This is a genomic window from Marinobacterium lutimaris, from assembly GCF_900108065.1.
In the GTDB taxonomy this organism is placed as follows: Bacteria; Pseudomonadota; Gammaproteobacteria; order Pseudomonadales; family Balneatricaceae; genus Marinobacterium_D; species Marinobacterium_D lutimaris.
The window spans coordinates 692,279-718,379 of record NZ_FNVQ01000001.1 but is presented as its reverse complement, the minus strand read 5'-3'; the positions used below and the strand labels follow the sequence as shown (position 1 = coordinate 718,379).

Sequence of the window (26,101 nt, the reverse complement as noted above, 5' to 3'; positions counted from 1 at the left end):
TAGTGAGGTAATCCAAAGGTTAGTTTATCTGTCTTTAGTCTTTTACCGCCGCTGCTTTTGTAACCTGTTTGGGTGTTCCGAAAAGTATCAGCGCTACCGAGGTCACTGAGGTTAATCCGAAACCCAACAGCAAAGGAATAATCGTGCCATTAAAGCTCATTCCAACCGCTCCACCGACCAACACCCCGATCAGCATCGTCGAGGCACCTATAACGCCTGAAGCTATCCCGGCCATATGCCCAAAAGGCTCCATGGCGAGCGCGTTGATATTGCCGAAAAGTAACCCCAAACAGAAGGTACTCACCGTCATCATCATAATGAATCCAGCCAAGGAAACCTCGACGACACCCGAGGTCACCAATGCAGCTTCAATCAGTGAAAGCGTACCCAAAAACATCAGCACCCGGGTAACCAAGGTACGAATTTCAAACCGGTAAACCAGACGACTGTTTATAAAGGAGGAGAAGCCAACCCCAAGCGCGATTATCGCGAAATAAACGGGGAACATGGCGCCAGCGTCATAGATCCCCTGCATGATCCCCTGCACCGAGGTCAAAAAGGCGATGATTGAAGAGTGAGAAAGCCCCGCAACCAGGATATAAGCCAAGGCTACGCGATGTGATACAACCTCCTTCATCCCCTGCATCACCGGTTTTAACGAAAGGGGCCGCTGATGTTCTGGCTTCAGCGTTTCCACCTGACGCATGGCAAACCAGGCCAGCAGTGCGAGACAGATGACACCGAGCAAACCAAAAATGGCGCGCCATCCTGCGAACAGGAGCACCACCTGACCGACTAACGGTGCGACAACGGGGCTGAAAATAAATATGGTCATCACCAAAGACAACACCCGCGCCATTTCAGCACCGGAATACTGGTCACGAATAATAGTTACCACCATGACGCGCGGCCCTGCCGCCCCTACCCCCTGGAGTACACGGCCGAATAACATCGCCTCGAAACTCTGCGCGAAGGTGCTGATTGCGGTACCGACCAGCATCAGTGCCAGCCCCAGATAAACCGCAGGCTTGCGCCCAAAGGCATCGGCTATCGGCCCATAAAACAGCTGCCCAACTCCCAGCCCAACCATGATCGAGGTAAGGACCATCTGGTAGCGGTTGTTATCCAACGCATCCAGATCCGAGCCTATCTGATGCAATGCAGGCAACATCGAATCCACAAACAGTGCCGTCAAGCACATCATCGTTGCCATCAGGAGTAGGAATTCAACGGGAATACTCGATTTGCTCATAAAGGGTCTCTGGGAATAACCTGAAAACAATTGCTTCTTGTGCACATTGTTAATCACGATAACAAATATTCTACAAGAATCTATGCCAAGTCCCGGCTTTACAGGAACATACCAGATGACTCATATCTTGAAATGATGGAGCACGAACCCCTCGTTATCGGCCAGGATCGCCGCCTCATGCCGATCGCCGACTCGCCGAATTGGACTCCAGATTTTCAAAGGTTATAACAGCACCCCGGCCAAACGACGATGGCCTATCCGAGCGTATCTGGCGCTTCGTGACTGAAATTCAGGCGCTATACCAACTCCGTTGACACCCCGCCTGGGTACCACTGAACCAATACCGTTACGTTGCCTGCCTGGCCATTGATAAACCCATTCTCAGGAAAGGTAGAGTGAGCAGCATGCGCATACCAGGCGGGCTGCACGCGGCGTTTGACTTGACCGGTGTATATGGGGAGTTACTGCCTTACCTGAGCAAAATACTCGATCATTGGCTGCCCTCCTCCGGCTTCAGGGCGAAAACCACACCGGCTTTTACACACTATCGAAACAACCATTTTCTAGCTCCAGATGAGCGCTTTGATCTGACGTTCTACCTGCCTATTTCGCTTTGGTAGGTTCATTCACGCGGGTAAAGTTCAGTCACCGAGTTGTCTGGCTAGGATGGTTATCGGGTACTCGCCTGGATTTCACCGCAGCGGCCACTAGACCTGCTAAATGTCTGGGAGAGTCCCAACCGCCGATAACGGCACAAAGCGGCCATCGTGACTCATACGAATGACCGGACCTATGCCTACAATCGGTCTATAAAAGCATGGTCTATTCAATCCGTTTGTTTCAGGAGTCCTGCTTCCGACTTGCGCGGTGAGCAAGGAGAGTTGGGGGCCAGATCACTAACCACCTTATATAGAGAGGCTAATTCGTCATTTCTTAGGAGAAGGCGCTTTCGAATCGGTCCCGCTGATTTGAGAAGTTTGTAAAAGCTTTATAAACGACCCGAGCATCCTGCGGACTATGTAAACCCAAAATTTTGAGCACTTCTTCAAGGCAGGGAAAAGTTATAACCGTTGCGATTCCAAACGAAACATGGACATACTCGATGAAACTTCAGTTTCTTGAGATAGTTTATGAGTCCAAAAGAGCAATCCTTTCTTTCACGTGTTCAAGCAATTCTACCCAACCTTCATCCTGCAGAACGGCGGTTAGGGGACTTTGTCTGTGATTTCCCGGGGGAAGTAGCCAGCTACTCTGCTCAAGAACTTGCAGCCCTTGCCAATGTGTCCAAAGCGACAGTATCTCGCTTTGTCCAACGGCTCGGGTATGAAAACTATGAAGAAGCACGTCGCCACGCGAGAGCGGAGAGGCAAACGGGGTCACGTCTTTTTTTGGCGGCTGCAGCTGACGCAGAAAACGAACAGTCGGTAGGCTCTCACGTCGCACAAAGCATTCAAAATCTGGAGGGTACGTTCGTTTCTATCGGAGAAACACAGGTTAGCTCGATAGCCAGTGCCATTCTCGGAGCCCGCAAGGTGTGGGTTGTTGGGTTCAGGGCAAGCTCCGCCTTCGCCACTTACCTTCAGTGGCAACTCACCCAAGTCGTTGAGCACGTCGTTGCGATTCCTGCTGCCGGACAAACTCTCGGAGAACACCTCGTTAGTATTTCTCCCGAAGACGTAGTGATAGTGTTTGGTTTGCGTCGTAGAGTCAGCATGATGGACCGGCTGCTTACCCAGGTGATCAAACAGAAGGCCCGCCTCCTCTACATCACGGATGAAAGCGTATCTTTTCAGAAAAACGCCGAGTGGCATCTCCGTTGCCAGACCTTGGCGCCAGGACCACTGTTTAATCATGTTTCAGTAATGGCACTCTGCCACCTGATCATCACCCGTTGCATCGAAAACGCTGGATCGAGCGGTCGATCACGACTGCGCAACATCGAGTCATTAAACGACGAATTGGATGAGCTGTGACCAATTCCGGTGCAGAACGCGAAACCAAAGACTCATAATGATGCACAAGAAACTATAGTTACATAACGCGCGATCAGTGCTATGTGACACTAACCATTTGTACCCAAACGTGAAAATAAATTTTCATGTGTTATGGCATGAAACCTGTATTCCTTACAGCCAGTAACTACGAATAACCACCAGTCCCCCTTGGTCGATGAAAGGAACATGTCATGCTGAAAAAAGTTCTGCTTCCCCTGGTAATCACCGGTCTCTCCTGTGCTGCACAGGCAGACACCATTAACCTGCGCGTACTCGGTCAGCCTTCGGGTTCTGGTCTGATTGCTCAACAGAAAGAACAACCGTTCTTCGAACAATTGGCAGAGAAAACCGGTTTGGATATCAAGGTGGAATATCTCCCCGTCGATGTGGCGGGGATTCCCGATACCGACGGTCTACGAGTACTCAGATCTGGACTGTTCGACATCGTCTCCCTCCGCGGCCCCCAGGTAAGCCGGGATGAGCCCTCAATTCTTGGTTTGGACCTGGTCGGCCTCAACACCAGCTATGCAGCCGGTAAGAAACACATGGATGCATTCAGCGGCTATGTTGGCGAGCGTATCGACAGCCAGTTTAACGCCAAGCTTCTCGGCGTATGGCCTGCAGGACCTCAGGTCGTCTTCTGTAAACCGTCTATTCAGGGTCTTGCTGACCTGCAGGGTCTGAAGGTCCGCGTCGGCGATCAAAGCGCTGCCAACTTTGTCGATAAGCTCGGCGCCACCGGGATATCAATGCCTTTTGGCGAAGTTCAGCAGTCTTTGGCTCGCGGAGTCGTGGATTGCGCCATCACAGGCCCTGCGTCGGCCAACTCTGGCGGTTGGCCGGAAGCCACCACCACCGTTCTGCCGGTAGCGCTTCAGCTGGCCGTCAACGGATACGCGATCAACAGCAACACCTGGGCAAAGTTCACCCCGGAACAGCAGGAAAAGCTGGCCTCAGCCATCAGTGAGTTGAATGACGATATCTGGGCATTCTCTGAAGAGCTCTACCAGGATGCCATGCACTGCAACACCGGCAGCCCGGACTGTAAGCGCGGTAAACCCTACTCACTGACCGAAGCCACTGTAGCCGAGTCCGATTTGGCGACCGTCGCCCAGGCGGTGGGAGAAGTATCACTGCCGATCTGGGCCAAGCAGTGCAATGCGGTTGCGGCAGACTGTGAAGAAACCTGGCGCAAAACTGTAGGTACCCAGCTGGGTCTGTAACGAATAAGCCGAAAGGAGATGAAAATGAATACCTACGCGCGAATACTCGGCATCGCATTCGGCGTGATGATGTTCCTGCTGTCTGCAATCATCACGCTGGAAACACTACTGCGAAAGCTGTTTTCATTCTCCCTCGGCGGTATCGATGAGCTGGGCGGCTACGCTATCGCTGTAGCCGCACCGCTCGCATTTACCCTGGCGCTTATCGACAAGTCCCATATTCGTATCAACCAGCTCAGCGGTCGGATGCCGATCAAGGCCCAGGCCGTGCTGAATGTTATCGCCATGCTATCCATCGCGATGCTTTCGCTGTTTTTCCTCTACTTCACGGTGGAAACCGTTATCGATACCCGGACTTACAAATCGATTGCACAGACCCCCTGGGCAACACCGCTCATCTACCCGCAATCGATCTGGTTGATCGCCATGCTTACCTTCCCCGCAACCGCCCTTATTTTCGCCGTACGCGCACTTATACGCTTGATCAAACGCGACTGGCCCACACTGCTAACGCAGTTTGGAACGGTTTCCGTTCAGGAAGAGCTGCAGGCGGAACTGGATGACCTGAAAAAACGGGAGAGTTTCAAACAATGAGTATTCTCATCGTCGGACTCGGTTTTGCCACCATGCTCGCGTTGATGCTGCTGAGCATACCCGTGGCCGTAGCCATCATCGCAGTCGGCGCTATCGGTGGTTACCTGATGTACGGCATGCCGCTGGTAGACATGATGGGCGGAGTTATCTGGTCCAGCCTTAATAGCCCATCCATGCTGGCGATCCCGCTGTTCATGATGCTTGGCGAACTCCTGCTCCGCGGCGGCATCGCAGACAGGATGTACGATGCCATGGCGGTATGGCTGGCACGTCTGCCGGGCGGACTGCTGCATACTAACGTGGCCACCTGCACGCTGTTCTCTGCCACCTCCGGGTCATCGGTCGCAACAGCGGCGACGGTGGGCACTATCGCTCTGCCCGCGCTGAAGCAATACAACTACGACACCCGTCCCTCCTTGGGATCGCTAGCAGCGGGCGGCACGCTGGGAATACTGATCCCCCCGAGTATCAACCTGCTGGTCTATGGATCGCTTGCCAGCACATCGGTGGGTCAGCTGTTTGCGGCGGGCGTTGTACCGGGCTTACTGATGGCACTGAGCTTTTCACTCTACATATTCATCGCCCACGGCAAAGCAGGAGGCAAGGCCACAGCATTGGTTGATATGCCAAGGGCAGAAAAAATGCGGCTGGCAAAGCACCTGATACCGCCTTTCGTGATCTTTGGTGTCGTTATGGGCTCCATCTACGGTGGACTGGCTACGCCCACAGAGTCCGCCGCTATCGGTGTGATGATCGCATTGGTCTTCGTTGCGCTGAACCGTCGTCTGAGCATCGAGCTGCTAATCGAATGCTCTATCCAGGCGGCGAAGACCAGCGGCATGGTGATGATCGTACTGGTCTGCGCCCTGCTACTGAATGTAACCATCTCAATGACAGGCGCGGCACAGGCCGTGACCCAGTGGATCGCCTCATTCGAATTACACCAGCTGTCCCTGCTTCTGGTCCTGCTGCTGTTTTATATCCTGCTCGGTACCTTCATGGACGCCATGTCGATGCTGGTGTTGACCGTGCCTATCGTGATTCCGATTGTCGTAGCGGCCGGGATCGACCCGATCTGGTTCGGCATCTTCATCGTGATCATGTGTGAGGTCGCTCTAATCACGCCCCCCATCGGTATGAACCTCTTTGTGGTACACGGAGTGCGTGTCGATAAGGGGCCCTATAGCGATGTAACCCGTGGGGCAATTCCCTATGTGCTTATCATGATGCTGTTCACGATCCTGCTGATGATCTTCCCTGACATCGTCATGTGGCTACCCAACCTGCTGGCTGGACAATAATGAAAGACCGATCAACAACCAACGCTCCCTCACTAAAACGTATTTTGGTTATCAACCCTAATACCAACTACCGCATCAGTGCACGGGTGCAAAAAGAGTCGGAAAAGATCCTGGGAGCAAATACCCGCATAACGGTTATGAACCCGGATACTGGCCCGCTATCAATAGAAACACTTGAACACCGGAATGAAGCTGTTCCAAAAACGATCGCTTTGGCGCAGGCCTCCCTGGATCAGAACTATGACGCCTGCGCACTAGCTTGCTTCGATGACATTGGACTTCACGAGATACGAAGTTTCGCAGGCGTGCCCGTGATCGGCCCTTTTGAGGCAAGCATCACTGCTGCACGCTCTGTCGCTAAGCGCTTTACCATTGTTACCACCGTTCACTCCGCCGTACCGGGCATTAATGAGCTCATCAGACATTACGGTGTCAGCGATATTTGCACCGTGAGGGCTGCAGGCATAGGTGTTGCGCAGGCAGCCCTAGGGGGAGAAGCCACCCAGGCACTTATCGAGCAGGCAATCACAGACGCCACCGAACTCGACAAAGCTGAGGCGATCATTCTGGGCTCAGGTGGACTAACTGGCAGTGCGCCAATGCTCGCCAAAAAATTCGGCATCCCTGTGATTGATGCGATATTGGCGGCAGTGAAAATCGCAGAAGGTTTGGCCGGAATACCGTCGATCTCCAGAAAGGGCCTCGTGCAACCTAGCACACACTGAATAGTGCAACTATGCCGTTCAGCTCGATTCCACCGAGAGGTAATCCAACTGAAGCGCCCCTACTCGACCAGACACATCTATACCTCAAGCACAGAGCGGCAATCCAAGCTGCAGAGACCGCTTTGGGCCAGAACCATGCATCAAGACCGGACTAAAGCCTCGTCCAACAAGTCCCACAGGCTGCCGATTTAGGTTAGTATTCGCCTCAATTGATGGGAGGCGTTATGGCTACAGCGGCGGCACTGCACATTCTGGTAAAGACACGAAAAGAAGCTGAAGAAATTCTTGAACAGCTGAAGAAAGGTAAAAACTTTGGCGAACTGGCGAAACGCCACTCCATCTGCCCCTCCGGCAAGCGTGGTGGTGATCTGGGCGAGTTTCATCGTGGCGATATGGTTAAAGCGTTCGATGACGTGGTGTTCAAGCGCCCGCTGCTCAAAGTCCACGGCCCGGTGAAAACCCGCTTCGGCTATCACCTGATCAAGACGCTGTATCGCAGCTGAGAAGCTTCAGATCTTCGCACGTCGAACAGTGATCGGCTCAGGATCTGGGCGCTGCTCGGATGCTGGCCTAGCGGCCCGCCCTGCCGAGAAGCTCAAGCACCTGACCAAGCAATTGGCGGTCTTTAACCAACCCCATGTGGTTACTCTTAAGCACGGTGATGCTGTTCCAGGGGATCGGTGAACTGCGGTCGGTCTCATCCAGCCTGACACTGTTCGCCAATACGGTGCCGTCGCCGGGTCCGAAGGCGGTCCACCTGAGCTGACGGTCGCCACGCTCACCGCTGAAATGCATCGGAGTGCGATGCGCATCGCCGACAAAGAGATGAAACTCCAGATGATCCGGCACCGCTTCCAGGGGCTGATCCATGGCGTGATGGAACACCCGGGCATTGTGCAGGCACTTGCGAAGATGATCCTCAGCGACCTCAAGACGCTGCCCCGGTGAAGAGAGCCCCGACAACTGCCGCGCGCGCTCCTCAACCAGCCAGGATGCGGTGATACCCCAGTCGTGTGATAGCCAGAAATCCGCATCCAGGATGTTGTTGTCGCCATCACCGTGCGGCTTATGTCTCGGCCGCGGCAGCAGCTGATAACCCGAAGGAAAGGTACCCACCAGCACCGGCCCGTACGCAGGATGCATAGGGTTACCGGGAATTCCCTGCACCAGCCGATCGAGCATCTGCACGGCACCTGCATTGGGCGTACCGATGATGACCGCCTTGTCGACGTACGCTGCACCGCCCCAATTCAGGCGAGGGCCTGATCCGTCATACGGAAGCAACTGGCCGCCGAACTGCAGAAAGTAACGTAACAGCAACCCGCCCATGGAATGCGCCACAACATTGAACCGGATAGGCTCGCTGCTGTTGCGCTGCACCTGCATAAACCGCGTCGCCCGATGAATGAATGCCTGCAGCGCGATGGCGCTCTCATCCAGGCTGCGACGCCAGTCGTAACTGAACTCGAAAGCCTCGGCGCCGCTGCTGAGCGCCTCGCTTCGGCTCTCAACGAAGGTATCGGAAAAGCTCTCTACCCCCATGGCGCTCATCACATCACCGTAGGCGGTGACCTTTAAGGGCACTCCAACCACGGACCCGCGCACAATCCCGAGTACGCCATCAACCTGGCTGGCGCTGTGCAGCTGATCCAGCGGCGTTCCAATCGCCATCGGCAGGCCGAACAGTTGTGCCGCCTCGTTCGAGGTCGGATCGGTAAATCCGGGCACCCACTCTCCCCAGACCGACTGAGCGTCTGAATCAGACACAAGCTTTGAACCCAGTACACCCGGTATCACGATCACCGGATTGGGCGGAGTTCCATCCTGAGCCGCGTTGCGCGTGCGCGTCAGGTGATCTGCTGATGGTTCAGGAAAACGCGTGGGTGAAAACATGGCTAAGCCCGGCTAACCAGATTCGAATGAGTATAGTAATCTGATCTGCAATCGTCGTGTGAACCACCTGAGGGCGGGTAGATGAGAAACAGGACTGTTCCGTTCCAGAAAAGCTTGCTCTTCAACCTGACCTCGGGAGTGCTGCTCCTCGGCATTATCTTGCTGGTGACCTCCCTCATCGTGACAGAGAGGACGGTCAAAAGGCTGTCAGGCGCACTGACCAATCAGGTAATCGCTACCACCGACGCGCGAATCATGGGCTTCTTTGGGCCAGTTCAGGCCGCGATCGAAATCTCCGCCGAACGCGCTATTAATGGTGAATTCGAGCAATTCCCCCTCCAAGATCTCGACCGCTACTTCACTCCGCTTATTGAACGGCTGCCGCAACTCTCCTCAGTGATGTATGCCCATGAAAACGGCGACGAATACATGCTGCTCAAATCAGCGGGTCGCTGGCAGAGCCGGCTTACCCGCCCCGAGGACTGGGGCGCGCGCGAAGACTGGCGTGAATGGAGCGCAAAAGATGACCCCAGGCCGATCCAGCAACGTGAGTTGAGCTACGACGCCAGACAACGTCCCTGGCATCAGGGCGCACTGCAGTTATTGGCGGAGTTAGGCGAAGACGCGCCGATCCGCGAGCGCATTTATTGGACCCGCCCTTACAAATTCTTCACCACCCAGGAACCTGGCCTGACGCTGAGCCTTGCGCAACGAACCCGTTCCGGACAGGTAATGGTGCTTGGCTTTGATATCCTGCTGGCAGACATCAGCCGTTTCACCTCAAACCTCGAAGAGGGTCGGGACGGCAAGGTGTTTGTACTGCGAGGCAAGCCGGACAGCCCCCAGGGAATGCTTGTAGTCGGAGTGCCCGCCGATGAGCGCTTCACCGACGAAGCAACCATGATCAATTACGTCCTGAGTCGACCGGCTGAGCTAGGTGGCCCCTTGGCGAGCTTTGTCAGTGATGCCCTTGAAACCCACCCCACTCTGCCGGGTTCTCCCGTGGAATTCGTGCACCAGAGTGAATCCTGGTGGGGTGAGATCACCCGCTCCAGGCTGCGTACCTCTGACGATATCTGGATCGGTGCGCTGGTCCCCGAAGAACAACTGCTGGAGGCGCTGCCGGACTCGGGGCTGATCATCATTATTACCACCGGCGCTGTGCTGCTGCTGGCAATGCTGCGCGCGCTCTGGCTGTCGCGCCGTTATGCCGTACCCTTGCAGCAGCTCACCGATAACGGCAACCGCATGCAGCGGCTGAATTTCGAACCGGTGAAGCCGGTCAAATCCAACATCCAGGAGATCCGCCACCTTTCTGCTACGCTGGAGCGAATGCGCGCCGCGCTGCAAACCTTCTCGGCAGCCCGTGAAGACCTGCGCGTGGCTCTATCGATCCATAAAATGTTAATGCCCAGCCCCCTTCCAGAGGTTTCTGGGCTCGATATCCGGGTATGGCATGAGCCGTCAGAAGCGGTGGGTGGCGAGTTCTACGACGCTATTCCACTGGACGGAAACGATGAGCCGGAAGCTGTCCTTTTCGCCCTGTTTAAATTTCCCGGCAATGGCGTGACTGCGGCGATACAGGGGGCTCAACTGCGCGCTGCCCTGCGCTCTGGCGTGCACGAAGGCCTGGATCTGCCCGCGCTGGCCTCCCACCTCGAATCATTCGCCCGCAAAGACCTGACCGGGTTCGGCCCGCTGGGTATCTGGTTGCTAAGAATCGAAAAAGGCGGTCGATCGATCCGCGCCCTTGGTGCGGGTATGGACCCATTGCTGCTGCGCCATGGCCAGACAACAGAAAAGATACCTGCTGCTACGGGCCCTCTGTCACTTGGGATTTCGATGGATACCCCACAACCGGTGTCTTTGAAGCTAAGTCCGGGCGATACCCTGGTCATCGGCCTGGACGGCATTATCGATGCGCTCGACGATACTCGACGGCAATACGGCCTGGCGGGGCTTGAGCGGGCACTGGAGGAGCTGGGTGCAGGCGCAGCAGAGGATATGATCACACAGATACGCCGGGACCTGGAGCAATACACCAGTGGTCCCGGCGTCGACCGCACCCTGCTGGTCATCCAGGCAAGGTACTGAAACCGCCGTTACCCGCGACTTATCTCTACTTCATGCACCATGTTCAACGCATAGCGAAAAGCTCTTGATGGACATGCTTGCTCGGCAACCCATGCCGGGCGAAGTCCTCGCGCAGGAAGTTACCAAAGGCTGCCGGTCCACAGAACCAGAGGCTCGCCTCACGCCACTCTGGCACCGCGGCCCGAATCTGTTCCGGTGTCAGGCGCCCTTCGCTGGGAGTCATCCGAATATGTAGCCGGACCTGCGCGGCCTCTGCCGCCGCAGTCAGCTTGTCGAAAGCCGCCTGCTCATATTCAGCACTGACATGAAACAGATCCACCTCGCGTCGCTCGCCTGACTGCGCCAGCTGTTCCAGTTTCGCGATAAACGGGGTAATGCCGATTCCCGCGCCTACCCAGATCTGGCGCTCAGGCCGATCACTGAAATCAAAGCAACCATAAGGCCCCTCTACGGAGACCGGCTGACCCACCCGTAAGCGGGTTCTCAGTTGCCCTGTCCAGTCACCCAGTTCCTTGACGATAAACCGCAGACCCGGCGCCTCCGGGTTCCAGACGGAGGCGATAGTGTAAGGGTGAGCCCCTTCATTGTTTTCGGAGGTTACAAAGGCAAACTGCCCCGGCTTATGGCCAGGCCAGCCCTTTTCGAGCTTGATGAAACCCTCGTTCATTTTAAGGGCGGGATAATATTCGAGGTGCTCAAGAATACCCGCGACTTTGCGCGAATGGCCCACCCGACCAGCGAGTACAGTAACAGCGGCGACACTGCCGCCCAGCATCAAGAGTGCCATCACCACACCCACCGGCTGGAGCCAGTAGTCAAAGGTGAGCAGAACCAGGCTGTGATAAACCAACGCCAGATACGCCAGGGCCAGCAGTTTGTGCGTTTTCCTGAACCAGTGGTAGGGAAAGGAGTTAACCAACGCCAGAATGATTAAAATCGCCGCCGCGTAAAACACCCATTCACCGATAGTTTCCGCAAGCCCCCGCTGTGTGTTCAGCCACTGTTCAAGGGCCGAAAGGGACTGCTCACCAATGGCGTTATGCTCGGGACGGCTTAGCCAACCCCAGCCGACCATCCACTTGGTCCCTTTTCCCCACCACCAATGCAGGGTCGAGAAAACCAGACCACCGATACCCAGCCACTTATGCAGCCGGTACATTTTGTCCAATCCATCAAGTGGAGGCTCCACCCACTTGGGCCTTAACGCCAGCATCATCGCCAGGCTCATCATGCCCATGCCAACTACGCCCGTATACTGTACGAACACAGTGCGGAACGAGAAGTAGGTAAAAGGGTAAGGTGACAGGGTATCTGCCAACAGCCAGACGCCACTCAGGCCCAGTAACACCAGCCAAAATACACGCTGAACATTCTTCATAACGCCTCCACTACAGGCGGGTTCCTTTGCTCTGGTAGCAATGATAGAGCCCACGCTGAGGGGGAGCTGTGCCCTGCGTCAGGCTTTCTCTTATTTATGAATACTTACTAATAAAGAGATAACTTACTACCGCCACAGCTAGCGTATAAATCTGTTCGCAAGCCTCATAGGTCTACCTGGCTTTTGACAATCTGGGGTCTTGCAGCACCGGTAAGAAAGGGCTGTTAAAGCTGAGTTTATTCAGTAGCAAGGCGACCTGAGCGATGCCAGGAGAAAGAAGTTCTATTTAGGGTTTTCAGGTGAGTGGCCGCAGAAACGTTCCCGATGCTGCCCAGGCGTGAGCCCAGTGTGTTTCTGAAACATCCGCCGAAACGCACTGACATCCTCATACCCTACCTGCCAGCCCACCCGCTCCACCGTCGTTGCGGTGTTTTCCAGCATTTCACGGGCCTTTTGTACGCGCTGATGCTGCAGGTATTCAGCAGGCCGCATACCGGTCGCCTTTTGAAAGCGGCGGATAAAAGTACGCTCGCTCAGGTTAGCGACCTGAGCCATATCCCCAACACTGAGCGGCTGCCCATACTCCCGGTGAATATGGTGCTGAACCATCAATATCGCCTTGTCACTGTGATCAAGCACAGGGATGAAGCCGCGATAGTAGCTTTGCTGTCGCGTGCCGGTATCGACCAGAAGGAAACGTGCCAGCGCCTGCACCACCGTCGGCGGAACGTAGCGCCCAATAAGATGCAGCCCCAGATCCATCCAGGCCATAACACCACCCGCGGTGACCAGGTCTGAATCGACCAATAAAAGAGAATCGGTATCCAGCTCTACGTCTGGATAGTGTTTGCGGAAAGCTCCTTCAAGCTGCCAATGGGTGGTTGCTGTGCGCCCCTCGAGCAGCCCCGCCTGGGCCAACAGAAAAGAGCCTGCACAGGCAGAACTGACAACCGCGCCTCTCTGATGCCAGCCTGTCAGCTGCGCACAAAGCTCAGGCTGCGGCTCAAGATAAGCCTGGCCCGCCAGCATTGGCGGCACTATCACCAACGACGGGGAACCCGCATGAGTATCCAGAGCCGTGAGCTCCCCTGCTTCCAACTGCCAGCGAGATACCTCGAAGCTGAGCTCTGAACCCTGCTGCATCTGCTCCAGTATGCGGTTAGCACTCTGAAAAAGATCGATCAGTCCATACACCGCCGACTGAGCGGTGCCGGGGATCATCAGCACCGCAACCTGGATACTTTGGCTCATGTCAGTATTTGCACTCTTATTGTCAGTTCTGCCATCGATGCAGGCTAACAGCTACGGATAGCATTAGCGACATAACTCAACCGGAGAACACTATAAGGAGAGCACTATGAGGAGAGCACCATGAGCAAAACCGCCCTGATCATCATCGATATGCAGAACGACTACTTTGCCAAGGGTAAATGGCCGCTGGAAGGCATCGAGTCGGCAGCCGCCAATGCCGCCCGGGTTCTGGCCGACTTCCGCGAGCGCGGATTACCGGTGATTCATGTCCGCCATGAATTTACCTCCAGCGAGGCTCCATTTTTCGCCCCCGGCAGCGAGGGCGCAAAGATCCACGAAAGCCTGCTGCCAGCCGAGGGAGAGTTCCAGATTCTGAAGCACGGCGTGAACAGCTTTAAGGACACCGAACTCCAGACATTGCTGCAGCGGGAAGGTATTACCAATCTGGTGATCGTCGGTGCGATGAGTCATATGTGTATCGACGCCGTCACCCGAGCCGCCGCTGACCTGGGCTATGCGAACACACTGGTGCACGATGCCTGCGCCACGCTGGCTCTGGAATTCAACGGTGTCAAAGTCCCCGCGGTACAGGTGCACGCCGCCTTTATGGCCGCACTGGCTTTTGCTTTTGGCGAAGTGATCAGCATAGAGGAACTTCTGAACATGGAAGCCCAGCGTTAAGCCTGGTCGTCATTTAACCCTAGCCCATCTATACGGATGGGCACTTTACCCTCCTGAAAACCGAGCTTTATCCCGTTTGAAGGCTGTAAATAGCGGCTTTTCTACTCGGGCGCTGCGAGGATCATTCACGGCCCCGCGTTCCCATATCGGTTGTCGAAAGACGAGGTCTTAGCCTAAGGATCAATTGTGGCACCTGTTGCTGCTACCTAGACTTGCTCGTTCGCGATAGGTCGACCCAAAGGATCAGAGCCGACATGAGCAGTACCGATACATATAAAAAACAGCACAAGCCGCGTTCCGCATTCAACACCCGTACCGAATACCTGGAGCATGAACTGCAGGTGATGGCGCCCAGGCGCTGGCGGCCTAACCTTCCGTTCCGCGATTACCGCTTTGAGTTTGAAGACTGGGTACCAGCCATGGCCGCTACCATCGGCAAGATCGTGATGGTTGCCGCCGTGGTCGGCGCCTTTGCCGCACCGCTGGGGCTGTCGCCAGAGTTCGTGGTGGAAAACTCCCGCTTCGAGCTGCTGATCGCCGCGCTGCTGTTTGTGGTGCTCGTCTCCGGATTCCTGAACCCCACTGCCAACCTGGCGGGTACACATGGCCCACTGATCCCGCTGATTCCGCTGATCGTTGCTTCCGGCGGCCACCCGATGGCGCTGGGTGTTTTGATCGGCGTGTTCGGTTTTATTCTCGGTATCACCAAGGGCGGCAGTCTGCTGGCGAAACTGACCAGTAACGGGGTTTGCGGCGGATTACTGCTGTACCTGGGTTTTATCGGCATCACCAGCCAGATCAGCAAGCTGTTCGCCTGGGCGGAAAGCTTCGATATGGCCTATATCGCCTTCGTGATCATTATCAGCACCATCCTGATGTACGCCTGGCTGGAACACATGAAACTGCGCTGGCTGGCGATTCCACTGGGTTCCGTGCTGGCCGGCGTGATCGCCTATGCGCTGGGCGCGCCGTTCGAATTCAGCACCGAACCGGGTATTCCGAACATGAATCCCGCCTACTGGTGGGGCGAGGATACGGGCTGGCAGCTGGGTCTTCCCTCTTTTGAGCACTTTGTGGCGGTGGCGCCGTTCGCGGTCCTGGCGGTGGCGATGTGGTCACCGGACTTTCTGGGACACCGGGTTTTCCAGGAGCTGAGCTACCCGCCGAAGACCGAACGCGTGCTGATGAATATCGATGACACCATGGTCTCCACCGCTGCACGTCAGACTGTGGGAAGCCTGCTGGGCGGCGGTAACCTGTCATCGTCCTGGGGAACCTACATCGTCCCTGCAGCGATTGCGCGTCGTCCGATTGCCGCGGGTGCGGTGCTCACGGGCCTCCTGTGCGTGATTGCAGCGATCTGGGGCTATCCGATGGATCTGGCGATCTGGCAGCCGGTGCTTAGCGTGGCACTGGTGGTCGGCGTGTTCCTGCCGCTGCTGGAAGCCGGTATGCAGATGACGCGTGAAGGCAAAACCACCCAGTCGGCGGCTATCGTTATCTTCTCCTCCGCGCTGGTAAACCCGGTATTTGGCTGGTCACTGACGGTGCTGCTGGACAACCTGGGCCTGATCGGCTGCAAGGAGCGTGGCAAGACTCTGGGTCATACCGGCCGCTGGATAATTCCGGGGCTGACCTTCGGTATCCTTTGCGCGGTGATGACCGGTATCGGGATGTTCCCGGGTATTCCGCCACTGTTGAGCGCGTTTCAGCACTGATAGACACTGACACACGCATAGAAAAAAACGGATAGAAAAAGGGCCGGCGTTCTCTGAGCGCCGGCCCTTTTTACTCATCAGCCTACTCTTCTCTTAGCCGTCGAAACTGGCGATACAACAGCCAGCCACCCCAGCAGAAGCTGATCAGCATCAAAATCACGCCAATGGCGAACCACTGCTGAGCGTAGCTCTGCGCCTTGTCCAGCGTGCCGCTCATGCGCAGCAGATTACCCCAGTCATGGGACTCTTCACCCATGCCCATAATCAGCGGCAGGGATCGATACTTCGCATCGGCGATATAGGGAGAGACATCGATAAAGTTCTGCCCCGACCACCAGAGCATGATTGACGCAGCGAAGTTGTCACGGCGCTGCAGGATAAAAGCGAGCATCAGCCCCAGCGGCATCAGCACCTGGAAAAGGCTGCCACCGAGAAACATCATGAAACGGCCAAAGGGGCTGAACAGCACATGGCCAAATTCGTGAAACGGCAGGTTAACGCTGTGCAGAAAAGAGCCACCGATGCCCTGCCAATCGATACCACCGAGAATGAACGACCAGCCCCAGAAAAAGAACGCCACATAGATCAGCGCCTGACCGGCTAAACTGACAGAGTCCACCTTTTCTGGCTCTGCCGCCAGCCTTTTCAGCACCCGCTTCCAGATCGGAAGGAGCGGCTCGATGACGAAACTGTCGAGTTCGTCCTGCGGCGTCGCTTGATTCTCCGCGGTACCTAGCTCTTCCTGACGCGCCTTCCACTTTACATAGGCGATACCGCAGTTCGGACAGACACCCTCCATCACATGGCTGTCTTGGTGCTGACGTTCATATCCGCAGTTAGGGCATTCCATGGGTTCCTGCCACTCCATTAATGGCAATTGCTCTCTCCAGGCAGAGGATACAGTTATCGACGCCATATCGGCCATTGCTTAATAACCGGGCACAAATACGACTCGCCGCTATTCAGGTAAAAAAAGACGAAACCGGCGTTTTAGCCTGGTTTCGCAGGGGAAGGTAAAACTGGGGAAATAGTGAGGGAGAACGCGGGGCTGAGAACCCTCACCCCGCGTTGGTCGTTCAGTCGCCGAAGATCTTAATTAGCTTTGCGCTGCTCCGCGATCCAGGCGCCGAGCTGCGCCCTTTCCTCATCGGTCATGCCGGTTTTATTGAGGAACGGCATATCGTGGGTCAGCACCGCACGCGCCTCGATACGATCCATCCAGCGTCTGACCTGGTCGGCGGTATCGAACATCACACCTGAGGGTGCCACGGTAAAGACATCGTCGCTCGGTGTGGCGCTGTGGCAAACGCTGCAGCGGGTCTGCACCAGTGCCACCGCTTCAGCATCGCTCATCACCGCGCCACTATGCTCGGCCATTACGCGCGGCGCCGGACGCACTACCAAAATCAGTACGCAAAACGCCAGAAACGCCGAGATCAGGATCCAGGGCTTGAATATCCCCTGGTGACGCAGGTTGAAGAAGTGACGCGCCCAGGCACCGATCAGAGCCAGCGCACCCAGGATCAGCCAGCCATAATCATGCCCATAGGTCATCGGATAATGGTTGCTGAGCATGATGAACAGCACCGGCAAGGTAGCGTAGTTATTGTGCGTAGAACGCAGCTTCGCCATCAGCGCCGGTTTGGGGTCGGGCGTAACGCCTCGCTTAACCGCATCCACCAGGCCTCGCTGGGCCGGCATGATGCCAAAGAAGACGTTACCGGCCATGCAGGTGCCGATCAGCGCCCCGACGTGGATATAGGCAGCGCGATCACCGAATACCTGGCTCAGGCCCCAGGCGATGGCGGTAATGATCACCAGCATCACCACGCCAAACACCAGACCATGATTCACCAGCGGAGAGCGGCACGCCGCCTCATAAATGATAAAACCGCCCAGCAGCGTCGCGACGCTGATACCGATCGCCTGCCACTCGGTCAGATCCGCCTTGCCCGGATCGATCAGGTAGCTGCTGGCTCCCACGTAGTAGAGCAGGCTCATCAGCAGCGCGCCGGTGATCCAGGTTGAGTACGCCTCCCACTTGAACCAGTGCAGATGTTTGGGCATCGATTCCGGCGCCAGCTGGTACTTGGCGATCTCGTAGAAACCACCACCGTGAATCGACCAGAGATCCCCTTTTATGCCCTTGTCCTTCTTCCACTTCGGCGGCTCTTCCAGTGAGTTATCCAGCCAGACGAAGTAGAAGGACGCACCGATCCAGGCGATGGCCGTGACCACGTGCAGAAAACGCAGCAGCAGATGCAGCCAATCGTAAAGATAGGCGGTAAGTTGAGCGTCAATCACTTATGAGTCCCTCCTGTGGGCGATCTCTCCCATAACCCAGGTGGTATCGATAAGCCGATCGTCGCCCAGGGTGTTGAGTACAAACAGTGTTTCAAACAGCGAACGGCAGCGTTCGGTGCGGAATTTAAGGAACGGCGTGGCGTGCAGGTCGATGGTAATGAAATCAGCCTCGCAGCCTGGCTCGAAGTTGCCGATGTAGCCTTCCAGATCCAGCGCGCGGGCGCCGCCCAGCGTCGCCAGATAGAGCGCACGAAATGGATCCAGCTTCCTGTTCCGCATCGCCTGCACCTTGTAGGCGTCAGCCAGGGTCTGGAACATGGAGAAACTGGTACCACCACCCACATCGGTGCCCACACCCACCTGAACGCCCTTTTCCGCCAGGCGCTCCAGCTCGATCAGTCCAGAACCCAGGAACAGGTTCGACGTGGGGCAGTGAGCGATGGCAGAACCGGTCTCACTGAGACGTTCACAGGCGTCATCACAGAGATGGATACCGTGGGCAAAAACGCTACGCTCGGATAGCAGGCCCGCCTGGTCGTATACATCCAGGTAGTGCTTCGACTGCGGGAACAGTTCCGCCACCCAGGCGCACTCCTCCACGTTTTCCGCCAGATGCGTGTGCATGTAGACGCTGGGATACTCCTTCAGCAACTTGCCGGCCAGCTCTAGTTGCCTGTCGGTGCTGGTAGGCGCAAAGCGCGGCGTTACCGCGTATTGCAGACGATCCACGCCGTGCCAGCGCTCGATCAGCGCCTTGGAGTCCGCGTAGCTCTCATCCGCTTCATCGCAGATAAAGTCGGGGGCATTGCGGTCCATCATCACCTTGCCGGCGATCATCCGCAGGCGGCGTTGCTGTGCTTCGGTGAAGAAGGCATCCACCGACTCGGGATGCACGGTGCCAAACACCAGGGCCGTGGTGGTGCCGTTCTTCAGCAGTTCATCGAGGAACACCGAGGCGATCTCGCGACCGTAGGCTTCATCGCTGAACTTGCTCTCCACCGGAAAGGTGTAGGTTTCGAGCCACTCCAGCAGACGCTCGCCGTAGGCGGCGATCATCTCGGTCTGCGGGTAGTGGATATGGGTATCGATAAATCCGGGCAGAATCAGGTGATGAGCGTACTCGTGAAGTTCGATAGACTCGGGCAGCTCGGCTGACAGCTCTTCATAACTGCCAGTTTTTTTAACCCGGCCGTCCTCGATCCAGAGAATCCCATCCTCGATATAACGCCAGGCGTCATCGCCGCTCAGGGCCGGATCATCTACGAAGTCGAGGATCGCGCCCCGGATCGCTCTCTGCTGCAGACTCATCCGGCAAGAATCTCCGCCATGCCGGAGAGGTCAACGTCCACCTGTTCTGGCAGTTCCGCTTCGTCGCAGTTGGGGCCTTCGCCGCCGCGGTCGATCACGATAAAGTCGCTGACGTCGTTCAGCGCCAGGCAGAAGTGATGCCAGGTGCCTCGCGCATAGTTAACCCCCTGGTCCGGGCGGGCTATGAAGGCCTGCAGCTTGCTGGCATCAAATTCACCGGCAGGCGCCACAACCACGAGATAAGGCTCAGCGCCCATCGGGATAAACGCCTGGGACGACAGCGGATGACGTTCCATGATTTTAAGGCTCAACGGCAGCGGCAGAGGTTTGGAGCGGAAGATGCTCACGATCGCCTTGCCCTCTTTCTCGCTCAGGTCGAGGTCGGCCAGATCGTGATGACGTTCGGTGTTGCCGTAGTTGATGATCATCGGATCAGCGCCCGTTTCAATCAGGTCACCATAGGGTGCGAACGCTTCCGCCGTCAGCGGCATCGGTTTAAGTATCATCTGTATCTCGTTGAATCTAATGTTGGGTTTTTATCAGCTGCCACGATAGGTGGAATACCCGAAGGGGCTTAGCAGCAACGGTATGTGGTAATGCTCGCCGCCGGCGGCAATCATAAATTCGATATCCGCGCGGGGATAGAACATCGCGCCGCCCTGGGCGACAAAATAGGGTTCAAGCTCAAAGCGCATGCGGTAACGACCCGCCGGCAGGTCTTCATCCGCCGGCAGAAGATCCGCCACGCGACCGTCGTGGTCGGTTTCACCTTCAGCCAGGGTTTCCCAGCTATCGCCCTTCATCACTGCCAGGGCTAAAGAAACGCCTTCCGCCGGGCAACCCCTGGCGGTATCGAGAATATGGGTGGTGATCTGGCTCATGTTCACTCCTGCTCCGCTAACATTTTTTCCAGACGCAGTCGGGTAATCTTGGCCTGCTCCCCTGCGGCGATATTCAGCTCGGTCATTAAGTCGTTGCCAAGACGGGCCTGCAGCAGCGCCAGCATCTCCTCGGCACTTTTACCGGTGGCACAGACAATAAAGATAAAGCCGAAGCGCTGCTCATATTCGTCATTACCCTCGGCCAGCGCCCGCAGCACCTCATCACTGGCGACCGAGGCGCCGGACTGTTCCCCCGCTGCCAGCTGCTTGGTGCTGGCATATTTTTTCTTCAGCGAACTGACATCGCCGATCTTCGGGTGGCCCTCAAAGGCTTCCAGATAATCGGGCATGGACAATCCTGCCCAAACTCGCTCTGCCGTTTCAAACAGCGCCTCAGCATCCGCAAAGGGCCGCGCCTGAAGCATCTGCTCGATCCAGCGCGTGGCAACACAGCACTGGTTCAGCGCGTTTTCACACTCCGCAGCCGGTAGCTTGTTGAAGGTTTCAAGCTTCATGTTTTACATCTCTATCCTGGTCGTCGATATTGCGTTCGTTGATCTCTTCGACGCTGAACGCCTGCTTCAGGGTTCGCCAGTCGATGCCGGTGGAGACTGTCTTTTCAGGCAGTTCATTCTGATACAGACCGATAATCTGCGCAGCGATGGAAACCGCCACCTCCATGGGGCGTTTGCCGCTCACCTCTGGCAAGCCCACCGGGCAGATCATCTGCTCGATCTGCGCCTGGTTAAAACCGCGATGCTCCATCCGCTGGCGGAAACGTCGTGCCTTGGTGGCCGAACCAATGACGCCAAGAAAGCCAATGTCCCCGCGCTTCAGGGCTGCTTCGGCCAGCTCAAAATCAAGCTGGTGGTTGTGGGTCAGAATCAGCATATACGCGCCGGGCGCCGCGGTTTCGACCTCTGCCACCGGATCATCGGTCATGCAGGTAGAGATATTGGCGGGCACCTGTTGCGGCAGCATGTCGTCGCGGTTATCGATCCAGCGCACCCGCAGCGGCAAACCGGCCAGCACCGGGATCAGCGCCTTGGCCACATGGCCTGCACCGAACACCAGCAGCTCTTTGCCCCTTGGTGCGAAAAACTCAAACAGTACCGAGACCTGACCGCCGCAGCACTGCCCCAGGGTTGCACCCAGCGGGTACTGTTCCAGAACCTGGGCATCCTGCTGACCAAGCAGCAGTTCGCGGGCGCGTTGAATCGCCTTGAACTCCAGATGGCCTCCGCCGATGGTGTCGTAGCTCTGCTCGGCGGTGACCAGCATTTTGCTACCGGATTCCCGCGGCGTGGAGCCACGGGTGCCGATCAGCGTGACGATGACATAGGCTTCACCGCGACGCTGGAGTTCGGCCAGCGCCTCGCCCCAGATGTTCATGCCTTACCTCCCACCTGCGCAGACTTCCGTGTTTCCATCACCGCTTTGAGTACGCGCTCTGGCGTGGCCGGTGTATCCAGTGCGGGACTGACATGGTAATCGGCAAGACTGGCGATGGCGTCGCGCAGAGCCGACCAGACCGAGATCGCCAGCATAAACGGCGGTTCGCCCACCGCCTTGGAGTGGTAGACGGTCTCCTCTTCGTTATCGCGCTCAAACAGCGCCACGTTGAAGCGTGGCGGCGTATCGCTGATCGCCGGGATCTTGTAGTTGGCCGGGCTATTACTGGTCAGCAAGCCCTCTGCGTTCCACTGCAGCTCTTCGGTGGTGAGCCAGCCCATACCCTGGATAAAGCCGCCTTCGATCTGGCCCAGATCCACGGCCGGGTTCAGGCTGCGACCCACATCGTGGAGAATATCCACGCCAAGCACCCGGTATTCGCCGGTCAGCGTATCGATCACCACCTCAGATACGGCGGCACCATTGGCAAAATAGAAGAATGGCCGCCCCTTGGCCTGCTCGCGGTCGTACCAGATCTTCGGCGTGCGGTAGTAACCGGTGGCCGACAGGGAAATACGGTGAAAATAGGCAAACTGGGCGGCTTCCGGGAAGCTCATACTCTCCTCTTCGGAGGCATCGTCTGCGGCCCAGTAAATACGTCCGGATTCAAAGCGCACGCTCTCCAGCGCGCAGCCTTTCTGCTCGGCGATACATTCACTGATTCGTTTCTTCAGCTCCAGCGCTGCATTGCGCGCGGCCTGACCATTCAGATCTGTGCCGCTGGATGCAGCGGTCGGCGAGGTATTCGGTACCTTGTCGGTGCGGGTCGCGGTGATCTGAATCTCATCGACACTGACCGACAGCGCCTCGGCAACGATCTGCACCACCTTGGTATGCAACCCCTGGCCCATCTCGGTACCACCGTGATTCACCTGGATGCTGCCATCGGTGTAGATATGCACCAGAGCGCCGGCCTGGTTCAGGTGTGGCATGGTGAAGGAGATACCGAACTTAACTGGCGTCAGTGCCAGCCCGCGTTTAAGTACTCTGCTGGTTTTGTTCCATTCGGTGATCTCTGCGCGACGCTCGCGGTAGTCACTGCTCTCTTCGAGCCGGTCGATCAACTCCGGCAGTGCGTTATGCTCAACGGTCTGATGATAGGGAGTGAGATTGCGCCCCTCCCCGCCGTAGAGATTCAGCTTGCGCACATCAAGAGGATCACGACCCACGGCGCGGGCGATATCGTCCATGGCGCGCTCAATAATCATCATCCCCTGGGGACCACCAAAACCACGAAACGCGGTGTGGGAGACGGTGTTGGTCATGCAGCGATGGCCATCGACGCTGACATGGGGAATGAAATAGGCGTTATCGGCATGGAACATGGCGCGATCGACAATGGCGTCCGACAGATCCGGGGAATGACCGCAGTTACCGGCGACCACGATCTTCGCGCCCTGGAGACGGCCCTGCAGATCGAAGCCGATCTCATAGCTGTTATAGAACGGATGGCGCTTTCCGGTCATCGGCATATCGTCACAACGCGGCAGGCGCAGCTTCACGGCTTTACCGGTCTTGCGCGCCAGCAGCGCAGCCATACAGGCCCAGGGTGCGCCCTGAGTCTCCTTGCCACCAAAACCACCGCCCATGCGACGCATATCCACAGTGATTCGGTTGACCGGCACATCCAATACTTCGGCCACCAGTTTCTGTACTTCGCTGGGGTGCTGGGTAGAGCTGTACACCAGCATGCCGCCATCTTCGCCCGGCACTGCCAGGGACGCCTGCCCCTCGAGATAGAAGTGCTCCTGGCCGCCGACATGCTGCTCTGCACTGAGCTTGAGCGGCGCATCCTCAATGGCGGTTCCCTCATCGCCACGCTGCAGATGGTGCGATGGACGCACAAAGGTCTGCTCCTTCAGAGCCCTGGTGACATCCAGCAGTGGTTCGCGGGATTCGTAATCGATTTTGGCTTTTGTCACCGCACGACGCGCCTGCAGCTCAGTCTCAGCAGCCACGACAAAGATCGGCTGGCCGGCGTATTTGATCTCGTCCGAAGTGAGTAGCGGATCACCGGGGAATACCGGACCGATATCGGTGTGTCCGGGGATATCGGCAACTTCCAACACCGCGATCACTCCCTCGCTGCCACGTACACCGCTGAGATCCAGGCTGCGGATATGTCCGCGGGCAATACGGCTGTAGCCCACCGCGGCATGCAGTGTGCCCTGAGGAGTGACGATATCGTCTACATAGGTGGCGGCACCGGAGACATGCTTGCTGGCACTTTCATGGGCACGGGCTACCCCGGTGGCGCCAGCGGGTTTGGCCTGATCAGCCACTGGATTCAGATTACGCATACTGCACCACCTCCAGCGGCTCTTGGGTCGGGTTGTTCTGCTCCAGCACGGCACGCAGCAACAGGTTCTGCGCCACCATCAGCCGGTACTCGCCACTGGCGCGGACATCATCGATGGGGCTGAAATCACTGGCTAGAGCGGTTTGAGCCGCCTTAATGCCTTCTTCGGTAAAAGGCTTGCCGATCAGTGCCTGCTCGGCGTTGATCGCCCGCGCCGGTGTCGCCGCCATGCCGCCAAAGCCGAGGCGCGCATCGGTCACTGCACCGCAGTCATCGATACTGAGGGAAAAAGCCGCACAGACGGCGGAGATATCATCATCCAGACGTTTCGAAATTTTGAAGACGTAAAGCTCACGTTCCGGCTGCAGGGGAATCTCAATCTGTTCGATAAAGCCCTGCTCCGGTAGCGCGGTCTCGCGATAGCCGGTAAAGAACTGGTCCACCGGAATCGCTTCACAGTGGTTACCGCTGCGGGCATGGATTTTAGCGTTCAGCGCCAGCAGCACCGGCGGTGTATCACCTATTGGCGATGCGTTGGCGATGTTGCCGCCGATCGTACCCTGGTTGCGGATCTGTAGAGACCCCAGGCGCTCCAGCAGATCGGCAAAGGCCGGAAAGTGCTTATGCAGCAACGGCTCGGCGACGCTATAGCTGACACCGCCACCGATCAGCAGGGCATCTTCTGATTTCCTGATCTCAGCCATCTCGGCGACGCGACCGGTATAGATAAGCACCTCGGGCTGTTGCAGCTGCTGAGTAACGCTGAGCGCCAGATCGGTACCACCGGCAACCAGCTTCGCCCGTGGATAGGCCTGTAACAGGGATGCCAGCTCGTCGCTGGTCGAGGGAATATAGAAGCGATGATCGTCCTGGGTAAGCGATGCGCTGGGTGCGTCTTTAAGGATCTGGGTTAACTGCTCGCGCACCCGAGTTTCCGCATCGGAAAACTGATCTTTTGCCCCCCTGCCCGCCAGGCTTAATGCCGCGTCGATAATCGGACGGTAGCCGGTGCAACGGCAGAGGTTTCCAGCCAGGGCTCTTTCCACATCGGAACGTGAAGGCGTATCGCAGCTCTTATAGAGTGCAAACATCGACATGATAAAGCCGGGCGTACAGTAACCGCACTGGGAACCATGCAGATCCACCATCGCCTGCTGCACCGGATGCAAAGCGCCACTCTGTTCAAGATGTTCAACGGTAAGGAGTTGCTTGCCGTGCAGCGTGCCCACAAAAGTGATGCAGCTGTTCAGGCTGGTGTAGCGCAGCTGACCGCCTGCGGGTTCGGCAACGACCACAGTACATGCTCCACAGTCACCCGATGCACACCCCTCTTTGGTGCCGGTGCGCCCCTTGTTGGTGCGCAAGAACTCCAAAACGGTCAACTCCGGGGAGCAGTCTTCGAGACTGACTAACTCATCGTTCAGAAGAAAACGGATCATCCCAACACGGCCCCACTGTTATAAGAAATCGACTTTCAAAACCGAGAATTCGCTCTAAACTACTGTTTATACGTTATTTTAGGGCGTTCTTCCTGTGTACGGCGCCCCCAATTTATGGAGGGAAAACTTTTTCAGGGCAGTTATAATGCCGCCCCTCGAATCTGGCCGTTCAGTCAGTTATTACTTACAGGCTGCATGAATCCTGCCAAAACTGACCGATTAGTCAACTTCAAATCAAAACTAACCAAGTGGTCAGGTTTTTGCATTCTTTTTTCCGGCAGTTTTATTCGTAGCCGCCAAAAGCGGCATGACGT

General features: G+C 56.7%; 22 protein-coding genes and 1 pseudogene. 10 read left to right on the top strand and 13 right to left on the bottom strand.

What is annotated here, in order from left to right; all coding sequences use genetic code 11:
* Positions 1 to 34: 34 nt before the first annotated feature.
* Complete coding sequence (locus tag C4S72_RS03315) at positions 35 to 1,252, bottom strand: multidrug effflux MFS transporter (protein ID WP_104001631.1); 1,218 nt, start codon at positions 1,250 to 1,252, stop codon at positions 35 to 37.
* Between the two features lie 329 nt (positions 1,253 to 1,581).
* Between C4S72_RS03315 and C4S72_RS03310 the strand changes: the two are divergent.
* The 7 genes and pseudogenes from C4S72_RS03310 to ppiC all read left to right on the top strand — a co-directional run.
* A pseudogene (locus C4S72_RS03310) lies at positions 1,582 to 1,872 on the top strand (AraC family transcriptional regulator); the annotation flags it as partial.
* A 510-nt stretch (positions 1,873 to 2,382) separates the two neighbouring features.
* Positions 2,383 to 3,225, top strand: a complete 843-nt coding sequence (locus C4S72_RS03305; RefSeq protein WP_104001630.1) for a MurR/RpiR family transcriptional regulator — start codon at positions 2,383 to 2,385, stop codon at positions 3,223 to 3,225.
* A 212-nt stretch (positions 3,226 to 3,437) separates the two neighbouring features.
* Positions 3,438 to 4,469 carry a TRAP transporter substrate-binding protein gene (locus C4S72_RS03300; protein WP_104001629.1) on the top strand — a complete coding sequence of 344 codons (1,032 nt, stop codon included), beginning with the start codon at positions 3,438 to 3,440 and terminating at the stop codon, positions 4,467 to 4,469.
* 24 nt (positions 4,470 to 4,493) lie between these two features.
* The gene (locus C4S72_RS03295; protein WP_104001628.1) at positions 4,494 to 5,063 is read left to right on the top strand and encodes a TRAP transporter small permease subunit; all 570 of its coding nucleotides are present in this window, start codon (positions 4,494 to 4,496) and stop codon (positions 5,061 to 5,063) included.
* The gene (locus tag C4S72_RS03290) at positions 5,060 to 6,364 is read left to right on the top strand and encodes a TRAP transporter large permease (RefSeq protein ID WP_104001627.1); all 1,305 of its coding nucleotides are present in this window, start codon (positions 5,060 to 5,062) and stop codon (positions 6,362 to 6,364) included. The genes C4S72_RS03295 and C4S72_RS03290 overlap by 4 nt, the downstream gene beginning before the upstream one ends.
* Positions 6,364 to 7,089, top strand: a complete 726-nt coding sequence (locus C4S72_RS03285) for an aspartate/glutamate racemase family protein (protein ID WP_104001626.1) — start codon at positions 6,364 to 6,366, stop codon at positions 7,087 to 7,089. Before C4S72_RS03290 ends, C4S72_RS03285 begins: the two co-directional genes overlap by 1 nt.
* Before the next feature lie 224 nt (positions 7,090 to 7,313).
* Positions 7,314 to 7,592, top strand: a complete 279-nt coding sequence (ppiC, locus tag C4S72_RS03280) for a peptidylprolyl isomerase PpiC (protein WP_104001625.1) — start codon at positions 7,314 to 7,316, stop codon at positions 7,590 to 7,592.
* 67 nt (positions 7,593 to 7,659) lie between these two features.
* On the opposite strand, the gene C4S72_RS03275 is transcribed toward ppiC, so the two are convergent.
* Complete coding sequence (locus C4S72_RS03275) at positions 7,660 to 8,982, bottom strand: lipase family alpha/beta hydrolase (protein ID WP_104001624.1); 1,323 nt, start codon at positions 8,980 to 8,982, stop codon at positions 7,660 to 7,662.
* An 81-nt stretch (positions 8,983 to 9,063) separates the two neighbouring features.
* On the opposite strand from C4S72_RS03275, the gene C4S72_RS03270 reads away from it, so the two are divergent.
* Positions 9,064 to 11,076 carry a PP2C family protein-serine/threonine phosphatase gene (locus C4S72_RS03270; protein ID WP_104001623.1) on the top strand — a complete coding sequence of 671 codons (2,013 nt, stop codon included), beginning with the start codon at positions 9,064 to 9,066 and terminating at the stop codon, positions 11,074 to 11,076.
* A 43-nt stretch (positions 11,077 to 11,119) separates the two neighbouring features.
* Here C4S72_RS03270 and C4S72_RS03265 read toward each other — a convergent pair whose 3' ends face one another.
* Complete coding sequence (locus tag C4S72_RS03265) at positions 11,120 to 12,454, bottom strand: ferredoxin reductase family protein (RefSeq protein WP_104001622.1); 1,335 nt, start codon at positions 12,452 to 12,454, stop codon at positions 11,120 to 11,122.
* Positions 12,455 to 12,736: 282 nt separating this feature from the next.
* Positions 12,737 to 13,705 (bottom strand): GlxA family transcriptional regulator, encoded by a 969-nt coding sequence (locus C4S72_RS03260; RefSeq protein ID WP_104001621.1) that lies wholly within the window; start codon positions 13,703 to 13,705, stop codon positions 12,737 to 12,739.
* Between the two features lie 120 nt (positions 13,706 to 13,825).
* Here C4S72_RS03260 and C4S72_RS03255 point away from each other — a divergent pair, with 120 nt between their 5' ends.
* Together C4S72_RS03255 and C4S72_RS03250 are read left to right on the top strand one after the other, a co-directional pair.
* On the top strand, positions 13,826 to 14,386 hold the full coding sequence (locus C4S72_RS03255) for a cysteine hydrolase family protein (RefSeq protein ID WP_104001620.1): 561 nt from the start codon (positions 13,826 to 13,828) through the stop codon (positions 14,384 to 14,386).
* 254 nt (positions 14,387 to 14,640) lie between these two features.
* Positions 14,641 to 16,104, top strand: a complete 1,464-nt coding sequence (locus C4S72_RS03250; RefSeq protein WP_104001619.1) for a DUF3360 family protein — start codon at positions 14,641 to 14,643, stop codon at positions 16,102 to 16,104.
* An 82-nt stretch (positions 16,105 to 16,186) separates the two neighbouring features.
* Here C4S72_RS03250 and C4S72_RS03245 read toward each other — a convergent pair whose 3' ends face one another.
* From C4S72_RS03245 to xdhA, 9 genes are all read right to left on the bottom strand, one after another.
* Positions 16,187 to 16,954: a hypothetical protein gene (locus tag C4S72_RS03245; RefSeq protein WP_235009031.1), complete on the bottom strand. Its 768-nt coding sequence runs from the start codon at positions 16,952 to 16,954 to the stop codon at positions 16,187 to 16,189.
* Positions 16,955 to 17,196: 242 nt separating this feature from the next.
* Positions 17,197 to 18,408, bottom strand: a complete 1,212-nt coding sequence (locus C4S72_RS03240; protein WP_235009030.1) for a urate hydroxylase PuuD — start codon at positions 18,406 to 18,408, stop codon at positions 17,197 to 17,199.
* Positions 18,409 to 19,716 (bottom strand): guanine deaminase, encoded by a 1,308-nt coding sequence (gene guaD, locus C4S72_RS03235; protein ID WP_104001618.1) that lies wholly within the window; start codon positions 19,714 to 19,716, stop codon positions 18,409 to 18,411.
* The gene (locus C4S72_RS03230; RefSeq protein ID WP_104001617.1) at positions 19,713 to 20,222 is read right to left on the bottom strand and encodes an ureidoglycolate lyase; all 510 of its coding nucleotides are present in this window, start codon (positions 20,220 to 20,222) and stop codon (positions 19,713 to 19,715) included. Before C4S72_RS03230 ends, guaD begins: the two co-directional genes overlap by 4 nt.
* 33 nt (positions 20,223 to 20,255) lie before the next feature.
* The gene (gene uraH, locus C4S72_RS03225; protein WP_104001616.1) at positions 20,256 to 20,597 is read right to left on the bottom strand and encodes a hydroxyisourate hydrolase; all 342 of its coding nucleotides are present in this window, start codon (positions 20,595 to 20,597) and stop codon (positions 20,256 to 20,258) included.
* A gap of 2 nt (positions 20,598 to 20,599) precedes the next feature.
* Positions 20,600 to 21,112 (bottom strand): 2-oxo-4-hydroxy-4-carboxy-5-ureidoimidazoline decarboxylase, encoded by a 513-nt coding sequence (gene uraD / locus C4S72_RS03220; RefSeq protein WP_104001615.1) that lies wholly within the window; start codon positions 21,110 to 21,112, stop codon positions 20,600 to 20,602.
* Positions 21,102 to 21,989: a xanthine dehydrogenase accessory protein XdhC gene (xdhC, locus tag C4S72_RS03215; RefSeq protein ID WP_104001614.1), complete on the bottom strand. Its 888-nt coding sequence runs from the start codon at positions 21,987 to 21,989 to the stop codon at positions 21,102 to 21,104. Before xdhC ends, uraD begins: the two co-directional genes overlap by 11 nt.
* A complete protein-coding gene (gene xdhB, locus C4S72_RS03210) occupies positions 21,986 to 24,349 on the bottom strand; it encodes a xanthine dehydrogenase molybdopterin binding subunit (RefSeq protein ID WP_104001613.1) in 2,364 nt (787 codons plus the stop codon). The genes xdhC and xdhB overlap by 4 nt, the downstream gene beginning before the upstream one ends.
* The gene (gene xdhA, locus C4S72_RS03205; RefSeq protein WP_104001612.1) at positions 24,342 to 25,787 is read right to left on the bottom strand and encodes a xanthine dehydrogenase small subunit; all 1,446 of its coding nucleotides are present in this window, start codon (positions 25,785 to 25,787) and stop codon (positions 24,342 to 24,344) included. Before xdhA ends, xdhB begins: the two co-directional genes overlap by 8 nt.
* Positions 25,788 to 26,101: the final 314 nt, after the last annotated feature.

Coding starts and splice junctions, on each gene's coding strand:
- C4S72_RS03315 (WP_104001631.1), bottom strand. CDS start 1,252: ATGAGCAAATCGAGTATTCCCGTTGAATTCCTACTCCTGATGGCAACG.
- C4S72_RS03305 (WP_104001630.1), top strand. CDS start 2,383: ATGAGTCCAAAAGAGCAATCCTTTCTTTCACGTGTTCAAGCAATTCTA.
- C4S72_RS03300 (WP_104001629.1), top strand. CDS start 3,438: ATGCTGAAAAAAGTTCTGCTTCCCCTGGTAATCACCGGTCTCTCCTGT.
- C4S72_RS03295 (WP_104001628.1), top strand. CDS start 4,494: ATGAATACCTACGCGCGAATACTCGGCATCGCATTCGGCGTGATGATG.
- C4S72_RS03290 (WP_104001627.1), top strand. CDS start 5,060: ATGAGTATTCTCATCGTCGGACTCGGTTTTGCCACCATGCTCGCGTTG.
- C4S72_RS03285 (WP_104001626.1), top strand. CDS start 6,364: ATGAAAGACCGATCAACAACCAACGCTCCCTCACTAAAACGTATTTTG.
- ppiC (WP_104001625.1), top strand. CDS start 7,314: ATGGCTACAGCGGCGGCACTGCACATTCTGGTAAAGACACGAAAAGAA.
- C4S72_RS03275 (WP_104001624.1), bottom strand. CDS start 8,982: ATGTTTTCACCCACGCGTTTTCCTGAACCATCAGCAGATCACCTGACG.
- C4S72_RS03270 (WP_104001623.1), top strand. CDS start 9,064: ATGAGAAACAGGACTGTTCCGTTCCAGAAAAGCTTGCTCTTCAACCTG.
- C4S72_RS03265 (WP_104001622.1), bottom strand. CDS start 12,454: ATGAAGAATGTTCAGCGTGTATTTTGGCTGGTGTTACTGGGCCTGAGT.
- C4S72_RS03260 (WP_104001621.1), bottom strand. CDS start 13,705: ATGAGCCAAAGTATCCAGGTTGCGGTGCTGATGATCCCCGGCACCGCT.
- C4S72_RS03255 (WP_104001620.1), top strand. CDS start 13,826: ATGAGCAAAACCGCCCTGATCATCATCGATATGCAGAACGACTACTTT.
- C4S72_RS03250 (WP_104001619.1), top strand. CDS start 14,641: ATGAGCAGTACCGATACATATAAAAAACAGCACAAGCCGCGTTCCGCA.
- C4S72_RS03245 (WP_235009031.1), bottom strand. CDS start 16,954: ATGGAATGCCCTAACTGCGGATATGAACGTCAGCACCAAGACAGCCAT.
- guaD (WP_104001618.1), bottom strand. CDS start 19,716: ATGAGTCTGCAGCAGAGAGCGATCCGGGGCGCGATCCTCGACTTCGTA.
- C4S72_RS03230 (WP_104001617.1), bottom strand. CDS start 20,222: ATGATACTTAAACCGATGCCGCTGACGGCGGAAGCGTTCGCACCCTAT.
- uraH (WP_104001616.1), bottom strand. CDS start 20,597: ATGAGCCAGATCACCACCCATATTCTCGATACCGCCAGGGGTTGCCCG.
- uraD (WP_104001615.1), bottom strand. CDS start 21,112: ATGAAGCTTGAAACCTTCAACAAGCTACCGGCTGCGGAGTGTGAAAAC.
- xdhC (WP_104001614.1), bottom strand. CDS start 21,989: ATGAACATCTGGGGCGAGGCGCTGGCCGAACTCCAGCGTCGCGGTGAA.
- xdhB (WP_104001613.1), bottom strand. CDS start 24,349: ATGCGTAATCTGAATCCAGTGGCTGATCAGGCCAAACCCGCTGGCGCC.
- xdhA (WP_104001612.1), bottom strand. CDS start 25,787: ATGATCCGTTTTCTTCTGAACGATGAGTTAGTCAGTCTCGAAGACTGC.